Here is a 17,569-nt window from a genome sequence, read left to right on the forward strand (position 1 = left end):
GCAAGAGATACACGCATTCCCGCATCCCCGAATAGCACTGCGCGGGCCGCCGGTCGCGGCCAGCCGTCAGCCCGCCGCCGACAGCGGCACGCTCTGACCGCAGGCGAAGTCGAGGATCGCATGACAAATCGTCAGATGGCCGAGTTCAACGAAACCATACTGGTCGGAGGCCAGATAGAAATTGATGTCACCTTCGCGCCGCAGCGGATTGTCCGCGGAAAATCCGCTCAAGGTGATCACACGACAGCCGCGCTCGCGCGCCACCGCCACCGCATTGAGAATGTTCGCGGAGCGACCGGACGAGGAGATCGCGATCAACAGGTCGCCTTCCTGCGCAAACAGCTCGATCTGTTTGGCGAACACCTGCTCGTAGCCGTAATCGTTGCCGAGGCAGGTCAGCATCGCGCCGTCGTTGAGGCACAGCGCCCGCATGCCACCGTTCTTGGAGTAGTCGGTGGCCATGTGGCTGGCGATCGCAGCGCTGCCGCCATTGCCGATGAACATCAGCTTGCGGCCATCGGAATGGACCTCGCGGGCCCAGGCGATCACCAGCGAGGCAGCGACCTCCTGCGCGAACGGCCGGCCGTCGCAATCCGACACTTCGGCGTTGGTGAGGGTGGCGCGCAGATGATCGTAATAGCCGAACATCTGCCGCTTCGACAGCAACGGCGTCGCGACGACTTCATCCGAAACGTCGTCGGGCACGGGGGCGGTGCTGTTACGCGATTGCGTCATCGGCGTCCTCGGCATTCCGAGCCATCACGGTTGCGCGTGATTCGTTAGCAATGTGTAAATCATGAGCGGCGACCGCCGCGCGGCGCCCAGCGCCTCGGGATATTACCTGGCAGGCACCAAGGATCATGACGGCGGCAGCCCCGGAATCGCGTCCTTGGCGGTGAGGAACGCGCTCCCCTGCTTGTAGGAAGTCGGCAGGTCGGCCAGCGTCTCCGCACGGCGCCATCCGGTCTTCTGGGTGAACAGACGCACGCCGGCGCCGCGCGCATAATCGAAGATCGCCGCGGCGTTGGCTTCGCTGCCGATCTCGAGCATGACGTCGATCGTGGCCCAGCGCTCGCGCGGCAGCGATGTGATGATCACCGCCTCATGGCCTTCGGCATCTATTTTGGCGAAGTCGGCGTTTGCGGCGATGTCGTCGAAGGCAGCGAGCCGCACTTTGAAGCGATCGATCTCGCCATAGGGATCGAGTTTCGCGCCGGCGATGTGGCTGCCGGTCGTGTTACCGCGCAGCCGCAGGAACTCCGCCTCTCCCGCTTGCGCCGACACGGCCGCTTCGTTGACGTGAACCGAGGTAACGCCGTTGGCCCGCATGTTGGCCTGAAACAGCGCGACATGCTCGGGGTCCGGCTCGTAGGTTTCGACCGTGAAGCCGCAGCGCGCCATCACCAGACTGTGCAGACCGATATTGCCGCCGATATCGGCGACCCGCCGGTAGCGACCGCGGTTCTGCCAATAGAACGAAAACAGGATCAGTTCGTCGAGACCGAACAGGTCGAGCGAGTCCACCGCCCCCATCCGGTGATAGGGAAAGCTGATCGACCCGAACGGGCCGAACGGCACGTCGCTGCCGCCGCGAGCAAACAACGCCACCACGGCGCTGCGCGCGGCCGATGCCAGCGCCGTGTAGGCGGCCCCGCCCGGCGCGTGATGCCGCGCCAGCTCGGGCAGCGCAGCGATGATGTCGGCAAGGATCCGGTCGGGCCCCGGCGCATGCGGCATCGGCGCACCAGAGAATGCAGGGCTGGAATCTGCCGTCGGGGCGATATCGGTCATGCAACGGCGCCGTTTCTAGGATAACCCGAATCACCTGCACCTTACTGCATCCCCGCGCGCAACACGAACCTCGGGACGGGAGCAGTGGGTGCAAAAGAGAAGGCGGCGGAGTCACCCCCGCCGCCCTCGATTGTTCGATCAGCTACGCCGCGATTAGCGGAGGAGCTGCAGCACGCTCTGCTGCGACTGGTTGGCCAGCGACAGCGCGGACACCGCGATCGACTGGCGGGTGGTCAGCGCCTGGCTGTTCGCCGCTTCCTCGTTGGTGTCGGCCAGCGTCAGGTTCGACGAGCCGGTCTGCAGCACGTTGATCAGGCTCTTCGAGAAGTCCTGACGGGCCTGCACGATCGACAGGTTCGAACCAAACGAGGAGGCCTGCGAGCGCAGCGTCGTCGAGGCGGCGCTCAGCTTGTCGAGGACCGCGTTGGTGGCCTTGTTGTCGATGAAGTCGACGCCCGACGACAGGTTCGACAGACCGAGGCCGGTCGGATTGAAGGTGACACCCTGGATCGAGATCGTCGACTTGCCGGTCTCGTTGAACACCAGCTTCAGGTTGTCGCCGTTCAGCAGGTTGACACCGTTGAACGAGGAGTCCTGAGCCGTCGTCGCGATCTGGTTCAGCACGTCGTTGAACTGCTTGACCAGGCCCGCACGGGTGTTCTGGGCGTTGACGTCAGCCACCGGCGCGTTCGGCACCGAGAAGGTGAGGGTCGAAGCCAGGGTGCCGCCGATCGCGCCGCCGTCCGCGCCGCCCAGAGTGTGGGAAGCGTAGTCGTTCGACGCCGAGATCGTCAGCTTGCCCGAAGCGTTGTCGATCGAGGCCGTCAGGTTGTTGGCAGCCAGCGCGACATTGAGCTGGGCCAGCGACTTGACCGTGCCGTTGCTGCCATCGCCGAAGGTGACGTTGGTCGCCGCGCCGCCGTTGAACGACGAGAAGGTCAACGTCTTGCCGTTCAGGCTGCCGGCCGCAACACCGCGAGCCGCGGTGAACGAGCTGGAGTTGCCGCTCGGGCCGGTGAGGCCGAGGGCAGCCAGCGCATTGCCGGTGCCGGTGATGCTGAGGTCCGACGCAAGGCCGGTCGACAGCTTCAGCGAGCCGCTCGTGATCGACGAGTTGGCGGTCCCGTTGGCGGTCGAGATCGTCGCTCCCGAGACGCCGAGCGCAGCGGTGCGGACACCGGTGGCGAGGTCGACCGCCTTCAGGACGTCGTCGATCGTGCCCTTCTGCAGGTACACGGTCGAGTTGCCCTGGCCGTCGGTTTCGACGTTGCCGGAGATGCCCTGATGGCTCGCCGACGCGGTCGGCACCGCGGCGTTCTTGAAGGTGATGGTCTTGCCGTTCACGTTCAGCGTCGAGCCGTCGGCGATCAGCGTGCCCATGGTGGTGCCGCTGGTGGTGCGCTGCTTTGTCAGCGTCAGCGGACCGGTGCCGGACGAGGTGGTCAGGCCGAGGTTCTTGAACAGATCGGTGAAGGCCGTGACGTTGAGATCGGCACCCGTCGAGCTGCGGATAGTGGTGATACCACCGGAGACGTCCGAAGCAGTCTGGCCGGAATTGGTGCTGATCGTGGCAACGCCGTTGGAGATCGACGCAGCCTTGACACCGTTGGCGAGATCGATCGCGGTCAGCAGGTCACCGACGGTCGCGTTGGTGAACTTGCTCTGGTCGCCGAGATAGATCGTCGAATTGCCATTGCCGTCGGTGCCGATACGCCCCAGAACGCCGGTGCCCGACGGGATGTTGTTCCCCTGCGGAGCGTCGGAGGTCTTGAACGTGATCGACTTGCCGTTCACCGACAGGGTGGTGCCGTCGGCGATCGCCGTGGTGGTCAGGCCCCCGTTGGTGTTGAACAACTGGGTGCTGGCCGAGATGTTCGCCGAGGCCGTCGCAGCGACAGTATCGACGGTCTGCGCGGTCAGGCCGAGCTTGGCCAGAACGGCGCCGCCGGCATTGTCCGCGATCGTCAGCGGGCTGTTGGTGCCCGAATGCAGCTCGAGCTTGCCGGCGGTCACGGCCGACGACAGGCCGGTGTTGCCGTTGATGGTGTCGATGGTGTCGAGCAGCGAGTTGATGGTCTGGTCGAGACCGATCGTGTAGTTGCCGGAGCTGTCCTTGCTGGCGGTTCCAGCGGTGGTGAAGGTGATGGTCTTGCCGTTGACAGTGATCGAGTCACCCGCGGCAGGACCGGTCGCCGTGGTAGTCGAACCGTTGGTCAGTTCGCTGATCAGGTTGGTACCGGCCGCAGTGGCGGCGGCGGTGCCGACGCTGAGGACGCTGCCGAGCGCCGTGTTGTCAGCGGCACCGACGACGGTGACGGCCGCAGAAGCCGCGATGCTGACGATTGCGCCGCCGAGCGTATCGGTGCCCGACGCAGCAGTGGTGCCGCCGGCAGTGCCGTCGAAGATCACGTTGCCGGTGGCAACACCATTCGAATAGCTCTGGGTGCCGCGCAGGTCGTCCGCGGTTGCACCGGCGATGGTCGCCGACACGTTCGACTTGGTGGAATAACCCGACGTGGTCTGCAGAGCCTGGTTGGCGATCGACTTGGCGCTATCGACCAGCTTGCTCAGCGAGGTGATACCGGTGTTGGCGGCCTGCAGGATCTGCACGCCGTTGCCGATGCCATCGAGCAGATTGTTGATGTCGCTGGCGCGGCTGTCGAGCGCTGTGGCAGTGAAGAAGTTGGTCGGATTGTCGAGCGCCGAGTTCACCTTCTTGCCGGACGACAGACGGCTTTGGGTGGTGGCGAGCAGATCAGCCGTGGCCTGGAGCGACGAGAGGTTCTGACGAACGGCGTTGGATAGAACGATACCGGACATTGTGTTGCTACCTTCCTGGTGTGCAAAACGCGATCTTCTTGATCGGCCGCGGAACCTTGACCGCCAGACTCTAAAAATACGTAAAACCAGTTCAGCGGGTTTAACGGAAGGAAATGCCCGTAAAATCACGCCCTTGTTCAAGACGAGACAAGCGACGTGACGACGCACGCAGCCTCGCAAGACTACGTGTTTCGTGAAGATCAGTGAGTGTTTAGGAGGGCTTGGGCCGCATCAAGGGCGGCAAAGCGGCGCAAGTTTCAAGGCCGCGGGGCCGCCGGAGCGGCGACCCGTCGTTCAGAGATAATTAACTAGAGAAACTTGACGAGGCTCAGCTGATACAGTTTTGCCGTCGTCTGATACGACGCCTGCAGTGACGTCTGCAGCGCCAGGATCTTGGTCGCCACCTCGTCGTTGTTGATGCCCTCGATCGAGCTCAGCATGGTCTGTGCCAATGCCTTGCCCTGCACCTGACGATTAGTGGTCGCCTTGATCGACGCCTGAGCACCGGCGAGGTCGGCCTGGATGGTCTGGATCGATTGCTCCCCCGGCACTACCGCCAGATTGGCGGCCACGCGCTGGTTCAGCCCGGCGATCTTGCCCGACGCGTAGGGATCCGTGGCCGAGGTCGTTACCGCAGCAAACACCGCTACGGTCTGCAACTGCTTGCGCAGCGCCTGTTCATCGGCGCGGGCGCCGTATTGCACGGTGATGTTGTCGTCGATCTTGGCGACCGCAGTGCCGCGTGCCGGGTCGCTCGCCGAGTCCGGCTCGCCGTTGTACCAGAAGACCGTATTGGCCTTGGTGCCCGCCACCTGTGCGGTGGCGGCGCCGAACGGAGCCGAGCCGGCGACCCGCAGCGGCGGCGTGTTGTTGAAGAAGTCGTCGCCAGCCTTGATTGCCGAAGCCGCGGCCAGCGGGCCATTGGCCAGTTTCTTCACCGCGGCCGTCAGCGTGGTCTGCAGGTTGGCCGCAGTGACGGACGACGACGGCGCCACAGGCGGCACGGCAGTCGGGTTTCCCTGATCGATCGCGAAGCTGTCGTCCGGCAGCGGCGTCTTCGACGACGCCTTCAGCGTGATGGTTTCCTGTGTTCCATCCGGCATGTCGAAGGTGAATTTCACCTCGTCGCCGTCATTCGGGATGGCGCCGTTGAGGTCGACCGACATCGCCTTCGGGTTGGGGGCGGCCGGCGGGGTGGTCGGCGGCGTCTCGGTCGGCTGCGTCACCACCGCGCCGCTGATCGTGGTCGACACCGCATTCAGCTTCATTCCGAACGGCGACGCCGTGGTCGGCGGCGCCGCGTAGGGATTGGCGGCGTAATCCTCGCCGATCTGAACGGCAGTCGCGGTCGCGCCCGCCGACACAATGGTCCGCCCCATGCCGGTGGTGCCGACGTCTGCGTCGTGGCGCTCGCTGATCACCTGCTTGAGGCCCGCCACCGCCGCACCGTCGCCGTTCATGATGACGTCGGCCGCCACGACGGGCGCGGTGTCCGAGGCGCGGCCAGCGAACAGATAGCGATCTCCGACCTTGGCGTTCAGCACGTCGACGGAATCGAAGAAGTCGAGCCCCGCGGTCCGCTGTCCTGGCGTCTGCCCGGTGTTGTCGAGCGTCGAACCGGCGCTGACCGCGGCGCCCTTCACCTCGCTGCTGATGTCGGCTAACCGCTGCAGCGACAGATTCGCCGTGCTGATGCGGGTGGTGATGTTGGTCATCGTGTCGCTGTAGCTGGCGATGTTCGCCATCTGCGCGCGCAAGCCGATCGCCAGGCTGCGGCCGGTGCCGTCGCCCGCATAAGTCTGCGACACCCGGCCGGTCGCGAGCTGCTGGCTCAGCGTCTCGAGCTGGCTGCGAAGATTGAGGATGGTGGAACCGATGTAGGAAGTACGCCCGCTTACGCCGTCGATCGCCATGGCTCGCCTCAAATCGCCTGCATCAGGGTCTGATACATCTGGTTGATGGTCGACATCACTCGCGCGTTCGCCGCGTAGGCGTTCTGCAACGACAGCAGATGCGCCATTTCCTCGTCCATATTGACACCGGACGACGTCGACAGCTTCTGCTGCAACGTGTTCAGGACGACGTTCTGCCCATCCGACAACTGCTTGGCCGCCGCGGCGTTGGAACCCTGCTGGCCGATGAACTGCTGCAGGAAGCTCTCCAGCGATCCTTTGAACGGCGCGGAGTCGGATCCGATGCCGGTGGAGGCCGAGTAGTAATACTGGCTCTTCATCATCTGCTTGATCATGAAGTCCGGGCGTGCCGTGTCGCCGGCGGCCGTGGTCGGGGACGTCGAGTAGACCACCAGCCGGGAATTATCCTTGATGAGATCTGCGTTCACCGAGATCCGCTGCGCGTAGCCGGTCATTTGGTTGCCGGAGGTGCTGCGGGCGCCCGAGTAAGCCGCGCCGTTGTCGTTGAACAACGGCACTTCGACGCTGCCGCCGGCCAACGCCGTCACTGTCGTCGTCACCGAGGCCGAATTCACCGTCGAGAAGCCGGCATTGTCGAGCACGTTGACGGCCCCCGGATAGGTGCCGGAGAATTGCAAATTTCGGGTGGAGAGAGCGGAATTGAGTTGCGAGATCACTGAACCCGAGACGCCGGAGAAGTCGACGCCGACGACGTAGTCTTTGGGGTCATTGGTCGCAGTCTGCGGCAACGGCAGCAATTTGGGATCGTCGACCCGGACGACGGTGACGGTGTGCTGCTGCCCGGTGGCGGTGTCGGTGTAGGCGATGTTGATCGTATTGCCGTTCTGCATGCCCGACAGATCGAGCGCAAAGCCGGACGAGGCGCCCGAGGTCACCGCGGTGCCGGCCGTCGTCTTGTCCGACAACGAACTCGACAAGGTGGCGGCGAACTGATCGAGCTGGGTCTGCGCGGTCACCAGCGTTTTGTCCCGCAGCTCGACATAGGCGGCCATCTGGCCGGACTTCAGCGACGACGTGATATCGATCGACGAGCCGCTGTCGTAGCTTACCGTAATCGAGCCGAGTTGGCTGGTGAGGCTGTTCGACGACCAGGTCGTCGACGGGTTGACGGTGCCCTGCGCGTTGAACGACAGCGTCGCCGCTTCCATACCGGCGAGCTGCACGCCGGAGCCGGTGAAAACCGTAACCTGGTTGGCGCCGTTGGTGACGACGCGGATGTCCATCAATTGCGAGAGCTGGTTGATCGCCTGATCGCGCTGATCCAGCAGCGCCGCCGTCGCCGCGTCGGTCGACGTGCCGCCCTGCGGGTTGGTGCGGATCTGATTATTGATCGAGGCGATCTGCTTCAGCAGGTTGTTGGCGGAGCTCACCGAGTCGTTGAGCCCGGTCTCGCACCCGGCGCGCAACGTCTGGATGCCGTTCGACATCGCATTCAGACTGCTGGCGATTGTCTGCGCGGCGTTGAGCACGCCGATCCGCGCCGAGGTGCTGTCAGGGCTGGTCGACAGCGCCTGCAACGCGGTGGTCAGGCCGTTGAACGCATCCTCCAGTGTGCCGGTGGCATTCGGGTCACCGTACAGCCCTTGAAGCTGGTTGAGATAGCTGGAGCGCAGCGACGCATAGGCCGCGCCCGACGTCTCGGTGCGAAGCTGCGCCAAGATGTAGTCGTCGAGCTGACGGTTGATGCCGTTGACCTGGACGCCCGTGCCGGTCTGGCCGGACACCGTGACACCCTGGTTGAGAGTCTTGCGGACGTAGCCGGGCGTCTCGGCGTTGGCGACGTTGGACGATACCAGCGAGATCGCGGACTGGTTCACCCGCAGGCCGGCCATTGCGATCGATAGTGCGTCTCCGAGACTCATGACTGGCTACCCGGGTTCGAGAACGACGCCGCGCGGCTGCTCAACGCATCACGTTGAGCAGATCCTGCACCATGGTATTTGCGGTAGTGATGACCTTGGTGTTGGCCGAGTAGGCCTGCTGGGTGACGATCAGCTTGGTGAACTCGTCGGCGATGTCGGTGTTCGACGACTCCAGCGAGGCTCCGGAAATTCTGCCACCCTTGCCGTACAGCGGCTGGCCGGACTCGTTGGTGGTTTCGAATGCGCCGCCGTCGATCCGCTTGAGGAAGTTGGCGCCGTTGAAGGTGGCGACGGAGACTTGCGCCAAATCGATGTTGCGTCCGTTGGAATAGGCGCCGACGACGCGCCCCTCGTTGCTGACCGAAACGCTGACGAGCTGGCCGGCGGCGTAGCCGTCCTGCTGTAACTGGTTGACCTGAACGTTTCCGTTGCTGTCGGAAAACTGAGTCAGGCCGCCGGAGCCGAACGACATCGTCAGGTTGCCGAGGCTGACACCGCTCACCGTAACGCCCGGCAGGGTGACCTGCCCAACCACCGGCTGCATCTGACCATTCGGACTGAAGGTAAAATTGGTACCGACGTTGACCCAGCTGACGTTCGATCCCGTCGCGTTGGGATTGGTCTGGTAGAACAGGTTCCAGGTGTCGGTGCCACCAACCGTCGACGACGCCACCTTGGCCCAGCGGAACTGTAAGCTCACCGGGGCGCCGCTGCCGTCGTAGGCGGTAAGCGCGCCGCCCGCCACCGACTCGTCGAGGAAGGCTTGATTGTCCGAACCGATCACCACGCCGGTGCCCGCGGTGCCACCGCCGCCGCGCAGCGCCGTCATCGTTCCGGTGAAGCCGAGCGCGTTCCACGCCGCCGAACTCGACGACGACAATTGGATGTCGTTGGCAAGACCGCTGTTGATAGTAACGACGCCGCTGGCGACGCTCGAGAGGTTCGGCGCAGCGTTGCCGGTCAGACCGTCGATCGCGGTCAGCAAGGTCGAAATGCTGCCGCCGTTGAGGTCCACATAAGCGGTGTTGGGAGCCGAGCCGGCACTGCCGCCAGCGCTGGAATCGTAGAACGCGACCGTCTTGTTGGTGGTGACGCCGCCGGCGGTCGTCTTCACCGTGAGGGTGTCGCTGCCGGTGAAGCCGGCCTGCAGCGAGTCGGTGCCGGTAGCGGATTTCAGCAGCGTGGCACCGGTGATCGGCACCGCCGGGGTCTGGAAGTTGGTCCGCGCCGAGCCGAGGATGCTGGTGTTGGTGTAAGGAGCCGCGGGGGTCCCCAACGGCAGCGGATTCGACACAAAATCGGCAGGACGCAGCAGTTCCGAGCCGAGCACCGACTTGTTGGCCTTGGTGGTCAGTGGATAGTTGGCAAGGTTGGCGCGATAGTCGATCTTGGTGGTCTGCTGCGAAGGCAGGAAGTCGTTCTGAAATTTCAAGATCTGCGGCACGCTGCCGGACGGGTTCCCGGTGGTCGGATCGATCGGCACGCCCTGCAGATAGTAGCCGGCGCCGTTCACCAGATAGCCGTTCTTGTCGAGCGAGAAGTCGCCGCGGCGGGTGAAGTTGTTGACGCCGGCGAAGATCGGGCTGTTATCGGTGAAGGAGGCTGGCTTCTGCACGACGAAGAAGCCGTCGCCGTTGATCGCCATATAGGTTCCCACCGCAGCCGATTGGACCGAACCGGTCAGCGTGTTGGTCGAGCGCGATTCTGCATTCACCGAACCGGCGAGCTGGGCGTTGTTGCCGGTCTGCGGGATCAGGTCGAGGAACGAGGTGTCGATCCGCTTGAAGGCGGTGGTCTGCGAGTTGGCGATGTTTCCGGAGATGTTCTCCAGCGCATAGGAGTTGGCGCGGAGGCCCGCAACCGAAGTGGTGAGAGCGCCGAAAATACCCATTACTGACTTCTCCCGTTGCGACCGTCTGCGTCGGCTGTTGACTGCGAGATTCCACACGATCTCCCGCAAGCCTCGTGCCAACAGTAAAAAGCACTTTATTTCAATAACTTGACTACCAGATCGAGACCGTCTGGCCGGGGCGGATTTGCCGGGTCGGGCAACAATTGCCGGGATTGGCGAGCGAAATGGGCCCCTATTCCGATGCCACGGAACCAAATCTGGGCCGGCGCGTTTGCGATCGGACAGCAAGGGGTTGATCGGGGGATCACTTGGCTGCTGAAGACATGCCGGGTGGGCGACCGGGCCGCGGCGAAGCCGGAATAGACAGCCTCTTTCTCGGGCGCGGCGAGCTCGCATCGCTGATGCGCGCGCACGATTGGGCATCGACCCCGATTGGACCGCCGGAGAGCTGGCCGCAGGCGCTGAAGACCGCCGTCCGCATCATGCTCACCTCGCAGCAGCCGATCTGGATCGGCTGGGGCGAAGAGCTCACCTATCTGTACAACGACCCCTACAAGTCGATCATCGGCGGCAAGCACCCGTGGGCACTCGGCCGCCCGATCTCGGAAGTCTGGTCGGAGATCTGGGAAGACATCGCCCCGCTGCTCGCCAAGGCCACCAGCGGCAACGAGGGCACTTACGTCGAAGCCCAGCTCCTGATCATGGAGCGTAACGGCTTTCCCGAGGAGACCTACTACACCTTCTCCTACAGCCCGATCCCGACCGACGACGGCTCGCCGGGAGGCATCTTCTGCGCCAACACCGACGATACCCAGCGTGTCATCACCGAACGGCAATTGTCGCTGCTGCGCGACCTCGCCGCCAGCGCCGCGGAATCCCGCAGCGTCGGCCAGGCTTGCGAACGCAGCGCGGCCGCGCTCGCCAATGATTCCCGCGACCTGCCATTCGCGCTGATCTATCTGGTCGACCCGAGCGGCGGCCGCGCCGAGCTCTCCGCTTCGCCGGGGTTCGATGGTCCTCACCCGGCAGTAAGGCAGTCATTGCCGCTCGCCGGCGGCGACGATCCGTGGCCGGTCGCCGAAGCCTGCCGCCTCAATGCACCGGTTCTGGTGCAGGATCTCGACGGCCGTTTCGGCGTCGCGTTTCCGACCGGTGGCTGGCGCCAGCCACCGACCCGGGCGGTGGTGCTGCCGATCCCGGCAAGCGGCGATACCGGCCGCTCCGGCTTCCTGGTCGCCGGGCTCAACCCGTTCCGACTGTACGACACCGCCTATCAGGACTTCCTCGCCCTGGTCGCCGGCCAGATCGCGGCGGCTATCACCAACGCCGACGCCTATCAGGAGGAGCGCCGGCGCGCCGAGGCGCTGGCCGAGATCGATCGCGCCAAGACTGCGTTTTTCTCCAATGTCAGCCACGAATTCCGCACGCCGCTGACGCTGATGCTGAGCCCGCTGGAAGAAGCACTCGGCCGCGACGGCATACCGGACGAGCAACGGTCGCTGCTCGGGATCGCTCACCGCAACGGCCTGCGGCTTCTGAAGCTGGTCAACACCCTGCTCGATTTCGCCCGGATCGAAGCCGGCCGCGTTACCGCCCATTTCACCCCGGTGGAACTATCGTCGTTCACGGCCGAACTGGCGTCGAATTTCCGCTCCGCGCTCGACCGCGCCGGCCTGCGCTTAGTGATCGATGCGCCGCCGTTGCCGCAGCCGGTCTATGTCGACCGCGACATGTGGGAGAAGATCGTCCTCAACCTGCTGTCGAATGCGTTCAAATTCACCTTCGACGGCGAGATCACAGTCCGCGTCGGTCCCGATCCAGACGGAACGCACGCGGTGATCGAAGTCAGCGACACCGGTACCGGCATTCCGGACAGCGAAATCCCGCATCTGTTCGAGCGGTTCCGGCGGGTCGAAGGCGCGCGCGGCCGTTCCATCGAAGGCAGCGGCATCGGGTTGGCGCTGGTGCAGGAGTTGATCAAGCTGCACAGCGGGTCGATCAGTGTCGCGAGCGAGGTCGGTCGCGGCTCGACCTTCCGCATCACGCTACCGTTTGGTTCCGCTCACCTCCCCACCGAACGGCCAGGGCATGCGGCGCTGCAGGTTTCGACCAATGTCCGAGCCCAGGCCTATCTCGACGAGGCGATCGGATGGCTCGACGATGGCGGCGAGGGCGATCGCCCCCCGGCTTCAGGCGCGCAGGATCTCGGCTCCGTCACCGCACCTCCGAGCGGTCGTCCATACATCCTGCTGGCCGACGACAACCAGGACATGCGCGACTACGTCGCCCGACTCCTCGGCGACGCCTACGATGTCGAAGCGGTCGGCGACGGCGCCGCTGCGCTCGAAGCGGTAAAGAAGCGTCGGCCGGATCTGGTGCTCAGCGACGTGATGATGCCGCGGCTCGATGGCTTCGGCCTGCTGAAAGCGCTCCGCGGCGACTCTGCGCTTGCCGATCTGCCGGTCATCTTCCTGTCCGCCCGCGCCGGCGAAGAAGCCCGGCTGGAAGGATTGGAGGCCGGCGCCGACGATTATCTCAGCAAACCGTTCAGCGCCCGCGAACTGCTGACTCGCGTCCGCGCCAATCTCGACACCGCGGCGATCCGGCGATCGGCGCTGCGCAACGAACACACGCTGCGGCAGGAGGCGCAGGAGGCCCGCGAGCACGCCGAGGGCATTCTGGCCTCGATCAGCGACGGCTTCATCGCGCTCGACGAGGCGTACCGCTTCACTTACGTCAACGCTGCCGCCGAACGGCTGATTCAGAGAACTGCCGACGATCTGATCGGCAAGGTGTATTGGGACGTCTACCCGATGATGCTCGGCACCGAGATCGAGCGGGCCTATTGCCGCGCGATGACCGAGCGGGTCGCGGGCGAATTCGAAAGCTATCATCCGCCGAGCAAGCGCTGGTTCGAGCTGCGGGTGGCGCCGACCAACGGCAACAGCATCTCGGTGTATTTCCGCGACATCACCGAGAAGAAGAAGGTCGAAGCGGCGCTGCGCGACATCAACGAGCGGCTCGAGGAGCAGGTCGCGGAGCGCACCGCCGAGCTGCAGAAGAAGGAAGCGCGACTGCGCACCATCTTCGCGGCAAGCTATACCTATCAGGCACTGCTCGACGTCGACGGCGTAGTGCTCGACGCCAATCGCACCGCGCTGGCGGGCGTCGGCGCCGAGCTCGACCAGGTCGTCGGTAAGCCGCTCTGGGACACGCCGTGGATCGGCAGGACGCCAGGACTGCCGGACATGATCCGCGGCGATATCGCCGCAGTAGCGGCCGGCGAAACCGTGCGCCGCGAGCTCCACATTAACCTGCCGGCGAGCGGGTGGCGCTGGTTCGATCTGCAAATGCGCCCGGTTCAGGACCCGGAAGGCAAGGTGATCGCGATTGTCCCCGAAGCGGTCGACATCACCGAGCGGCGCAAAGCCGAGGAGGCATTCCGGCAGGCGCAGAAGATGGAGGCGATCGGCCAGCTCACCGGCGGCGTCGCGCACGACTTCAACAACATGCTCACAGTAATCCGCTCCTCCGCAGATCTGCTCCGCCGCCGCGAGCTGCCCCCCGAGCGGATCCGGCGCTACGTCGACGCGATCTCCGACACTGCCGATCGTGCCGCCAAGCTGACCGGCCAGCTCCTCACCTTTGCGCGCCGCCACGCCCAGAACCGCGAAGTGTTCGACGCCGCAGCGCATATCGAGCACGTCTCCGACATGCTGAAGACCGCCCTCGGCTCGCGCGCGGTATTCCGTCTCGACATCGCCGAGCGGCCGCTACCGGTCGAAGCCGACACCAATCAGTTCGACGCGGCACTGGTCAATCTTGTGGCCAATTCCCGCGACGCGATGGACGGTCACGGCACCCTCACCGTCTCGGTGACACGCTCCGCCACGACGCCGCAGGAAGCCGCAGGAGGTCACCTCGGCTTCGTCGAAGTATCGATCGCCGATACCGGCTGCGGCATTCCGCGCGATCAGATCGAACGGATCTTCGAGCCGTTTTTCACAACCAAGGACATCGGGCGCGGCACCGGCCTCGGGCTGTCGCAAGTCTATGGCTTCGTCCAGCAGTCCGGCGGCAGTATCGATGTCGACAGCGCGATTGGCCGCGGCACCACGATCACGCTGCGGTTGCCGCTCAGCGACAAGCCGATCCAGCGCCGCAACGGCAACGCCGCCAATGCGATCGACGCCCGGCAACGTGGCTGCATCCTGGTGGTCGAGGACAATGCCGAGGTCGGCGAGTTCTCGACCCAGTTGCTGCACGACCTCGGCTACCAGACCGTGCTGGCATCCTCCGGCGAGCAGGCGCTGGCGTTACTCGGTGACGATGCCAAACGCTTCGACCTGGTGCTCAGCGATGTGGCGATGCCGGGAATGGACGGCGTGACGCTGGGCCGCGAAATCAAAAAGCGATTGCCGGAGCTGCCGGTCGTGCTGAATTCCGGCTACGCTCATATGCTGGCCGACGAGGACCACGGCTTCGACCTGCTGCACAAGCCGTATTCGGTCGAAGATCTGTCGAAAGCCCTGCGCAAGGCGATGACGGAACGGGCCTGACTCTGTTCCGTCTTGCGGAACCGGCAAATGCAGGGCAGATGCAGCGTTCGCGCCAATGTGATCGCAAGCTCGCCGAGCCTGCGGTTTCGCATTGAGGCAGATCATTTTTCAGGACATTCAAGCGTGGCATCGAGGCCCTCATTCCGGCCCGAGCATGTCTGTCCGCGAGCGTAGCCCAAGAGCGTACCATGACCGAGATCGAGATCGCCCAGCAGGTGTTGTCCTGCCTGCATCAGACCGAAACCGCCGAACCGGATTCGGCTGTGTCGTCACTGAAGCGACTGATCAGCTACATCCACGGCGCCGGCAACGTGCATTCCTGTGAAATCGACGAGGCTCGGTCCTCGACCTTCATGGCAATCTGCGAATACGCCAAGGCCCTGCATCGCGGCCTGCCCGCTGACGGCCTCCGCCCCGCCGCGATCGACGCCGCCGAAAAATGGCGGTCGCTGGCTGGCTGAGCCACCGACCGATTCTTCCGAGCTGAATCCCGACTGCTACTTGCTGCAGGCTTTGGGCGCGACGAAGCGGTAGAAATACTCTTTGGTCTTGCCGTTGTGAGTGCGGAGCACCGGCACGTCGATGCGCTTTTCGTCCGACATTGCCATGTCCGGATAGGCTGCGTGGAAATGCGCCGGCACCTGCGGCAGCGTGTAGACGAGCACTGCGCCCTTGTCTTCCAGCTTGCGCGGATCGAACCAGCGGGTCGCCGGAATGAAGTGAACGGTGATCGAGTCGCCCTCCGGCCCAGCCGCAATGCCGATCCCGTACACGGTCTGACGGTCGCCGAGGAAATAGCCCGGACCGCAAGCGTACTGGCTACGCCAATCGTTCATGATCAGACGCGCCGCATCGGCGGTCGGTTCCTGCAGCCCGCTGTGCGAAGCGGGGCCGAGATAGGCGATCATCACCGCGGCTGTGAGCACGCCGTACAGCCCCGCCAGCGTCCAGCCGGTCTGCCGCTCGCAGGTCTCACGCCGCGTCTCGTTCCAGCGCAGCAGCGGCGCCAGCGCCGGCACCGCGAGCAGCGAGAATGGCGCGCCGTAGCGGGCGATGTATTCCAAGCCCAGCACCACGATCATGCCGAGCAGGGTCAGCATCATGGCGATGTTGACGATCACCAGGAACTTCAACTCGTCGCTGCCGTCCGCGAACCGCGGCACGCGCACCAGGATCATCCGGCGGACGCTCGACACCGCGACGATCACCGCGCCCGGCAGCAGCATCGGCAGATAGCCGGCGACGAGCAGCCAGATGCGCCGTGCGGTGTCGCCGATCGAACCGAAGCCGGTGAAGTGGCGCTCGCCATAGGCGATGGTGCTGCCGAATTTCAGCGCGGCGATGACGTGCGGCAGCACCAGCACGGTGGCGACCAGCATCGCCACATACAGCCCAGGACGCGCGAGGCAGCGGCGAAACGACGGCAGCGCGACGACGCCGATCGTCATCGCCAGAAACAACACCGCCGCGTTGTATTTGGTCAGCGCCGCGACCGCGGCCCATACCCCGAGCAGTATCCAGTCCAGCCAGCGGTTGTGCTGCCGGGCGCGCAGGAAGTGATAGACCACCGCCGGCCACGAGGTGAGCTGCAGGATGTCGGCGTTGAGCGCCCAGGATAGCGGCGCGAACACGGCGTAGAACGAGGTGCCGGCGAGCACGACGAGGTAGATCGCCATCGTCCGTTCCACCAGCAGTCGCAGGATCGCGTAGAGATACGCGAATCCGATCACCATCAGCACCTGATTGGCGGCGACGATTGCGGTGCCGGACGGCCCGAACAGGCGATCGACGACGCCACCGGCCCACACCATCATCGGCGGATGCACCGGCGTGATCAGCGGGAAGTGACGCCCCCAGGCGACCAGCTCGCGGGTGTCATACAGCGGTGTCGGAAATACGATCGCCGCGAGCAGAACGGGAAGGATGATCGCCGCGGCGAGAATGGCCAGCAGGCTACGGGAGCCCCCTGGCTGCGACACTACAGGTTGCATCAGGGCCGGCCGCCACGTTTCTGAACATTAATGTGCGGGCGATATGCGGGTGCCGCGCATTGTTGTCAACCGAGGCAGCGGACTTGCCAACGAGTGCCGCAGAATTTGAGACGCGGAAGCAACCCTTTTGAGCGTTCGTCACATCGTGACGCCCGCTCTCGTCGGCGTCAGCTCGGGTTCGGCGTCGCAGGGTGGAAGTTGAGCGCATAGCCGTCCATGCAGTAGCGCAACCCGGTCGGCTTGGGCCCGTCATCGAACACATGACCAAGATGGCCGCCGCAGCGGCGGCAGTGCACTTCGGTGCGAGTCATGCCGAGCGTGCTGTCGGTACGCTCGCCGACCGCGTTCGGCAGCGGTTGCCAGAAGCTCGGCCAGCCGGTGCCGCTGTCGAACTTGGTCTCCGACGAGAACAACGGCAGATCGCAGCCGGCGCAGGCGAATGTGCCCTTGCGATGCTCCTTGAGCAGCGGGCTGGAGAACGGCCGCTCCGTGCCTTCTTCGCGCAGGATGTGATACTGCATCGGCGTGAGCTGCTTGCGCCATTCCTCCGGCGTCTTCTCGATCTCGAACTTCTCGGCCGCACGGGCGGCATCCGGCCGCAACCAGCGGAAGCCGAACACGGCAGCGAGGGCGGCGGAAGCGAGCAGCATGCGGCGATCGATCATTGTGGTGTTCCCTGCGTAACGGGCGCGGGCGCCCCGGCGGCACTCCCGTCAGTTACGCAGCGACCGCACTTTAGGTTACACCGGCGGCAGTTCCG

General features: G+C 64.7%; 10 protein-coding genes. 2 read left to right on the forward strand and 8 right to left on the reverse strand.

The features are described from left to right. Positions 1-66: 66 nt before the first annotated feature. The 6 genes from M9H71_RS08580 to M9H71_RS08605 form a co-directional block, all read right to left on the reverse strand. Positions 67-735, reverse strand: coding sequence for an SIS domain-containing protein (locus M9H71_RS08580; protein ID WP_455404623.1), 669 nt, complete (start codon positions 733-735; stop codon positions 67-69). Between the two features lie 123 nt (positions 736-858). Continuing rightward, positions 859-1,791, reverse strand: coding sequence for an FkbM family methyltransferase (locus tag M9H71_RS08585; protein ID WP_455404624.1), 933 nt, complete (start codon positions 1,789-1,791; stop codon positions 859-861). 153 nt (positions 1,792-1,944) lie between these two features. Further along, on the reverse strand, positions 1,945-4,611 hold the full coding sequence (locus tag M9H71_RS08590) for a DUF1522 domain-containing protein (protein ID WP_455404625.1): 2,667 nt from the start codon (positions 4,609-4,611) through the stop codon (positions 1,945-1,947). Between the two features lie 308 nt (positions 4,612-4,919). After that, positions 4,920-6,524: a flagellin gene (locus M9H71_RS08595; RefSeq protein WP_455404626.1), complete on the reverse strand. Its 1,605-nt coding sequence runs from the start codon at positions 6,522-6,524 to the stop codon at positions 4,920-4,922. 8 nt (positions 6,525-6,532) lie between these two features. Further along, on the reverse strand, positions 6,533-8,407 hold the full coding sequence (gene flgK / locus M9H71_RS08600) for a flagellar hook-associated protein FlgK (RefSeq protein WP_455404627.1): 1,875 nt from the start codon (positions 8,405-8,407) through the stop codon (positions 6,533-6,535). Positions 8,408-8,447: 40 nt separating this feature from the next. Beyond that, positions 8,448-10,298: a flagellar hook-basal body complex protein gene (locus M9H71_RS08605; RefSeq protein ID WP_455404628.1), complete on the reverse strand. Its 1,851-nt coding sequence runs from the start codon at positions 10,296-10,298 to the stop codon at positions 8,448-8,450. A 284-nt stretch (positions 10,299-10,582) separates the two neighbouring features. On the opposite strand from M9H71_RS08605, the gene M9H71_RS08610 reads away from it, so the two are divergent. Next, positions 10,583-14,818, forward strand: a complete 4,236-nt coding sequence (locus M9H71_RS08610) for an ATP-binding protein (RefSeq protein ID WP_455404737.1) — start codon at positions 10,583-10,585, stop codon at positions 14,816-14,818. Between the two features lie 188 nt (positions 14,819-15,006). Next, positions 15,007-15,279, forward strand: coding sequence for a hypothetical protein (locus M9H71_RS08615; RefSeq protein WP_455404629.1), 273 nt, complete (start codon positions 15,007-15,009; stop codon positions 15,277-15,279). Positions 15,280-15,315: 36 nt separating this feature from the next. On the opposite strand, the gene M9H71_RS08620 is transcribed toward M9H71_RS08615, so the two are convergent. Together M9H71_RS08620 and msrB are read right to left on the reverse strand one after the other, a co-directional pair. Then, a complete protein-coding gene (locus M9H71_RS08620; protein WP_455404630.1) occupies positions 15,316-16,797 on the reverse strand; it encodes a glycosyltransferase family 39 protein in 1,482 nt (493 codons plus the stop codon). A gap of 179 nt (positions 16,798-16,976) precedes the next feature. After that, complete coding sequence (gene msrB / locus M9H71_RS08625; RefSeq protein ID WP_455404631.1) at positions 16,977-17,474, reverse strand: peptide-methionine (R)-S-oxide reductase MsrB; 498 nt, start codon at positions 17,472-17,474, stop codon at positions 16,977-16,979. Positions 17,475-17,569: the final 95 nt, after the last annotated feature.

The organism is Rhodopseudomonas parapalustris (assembly GCF_053772255.1).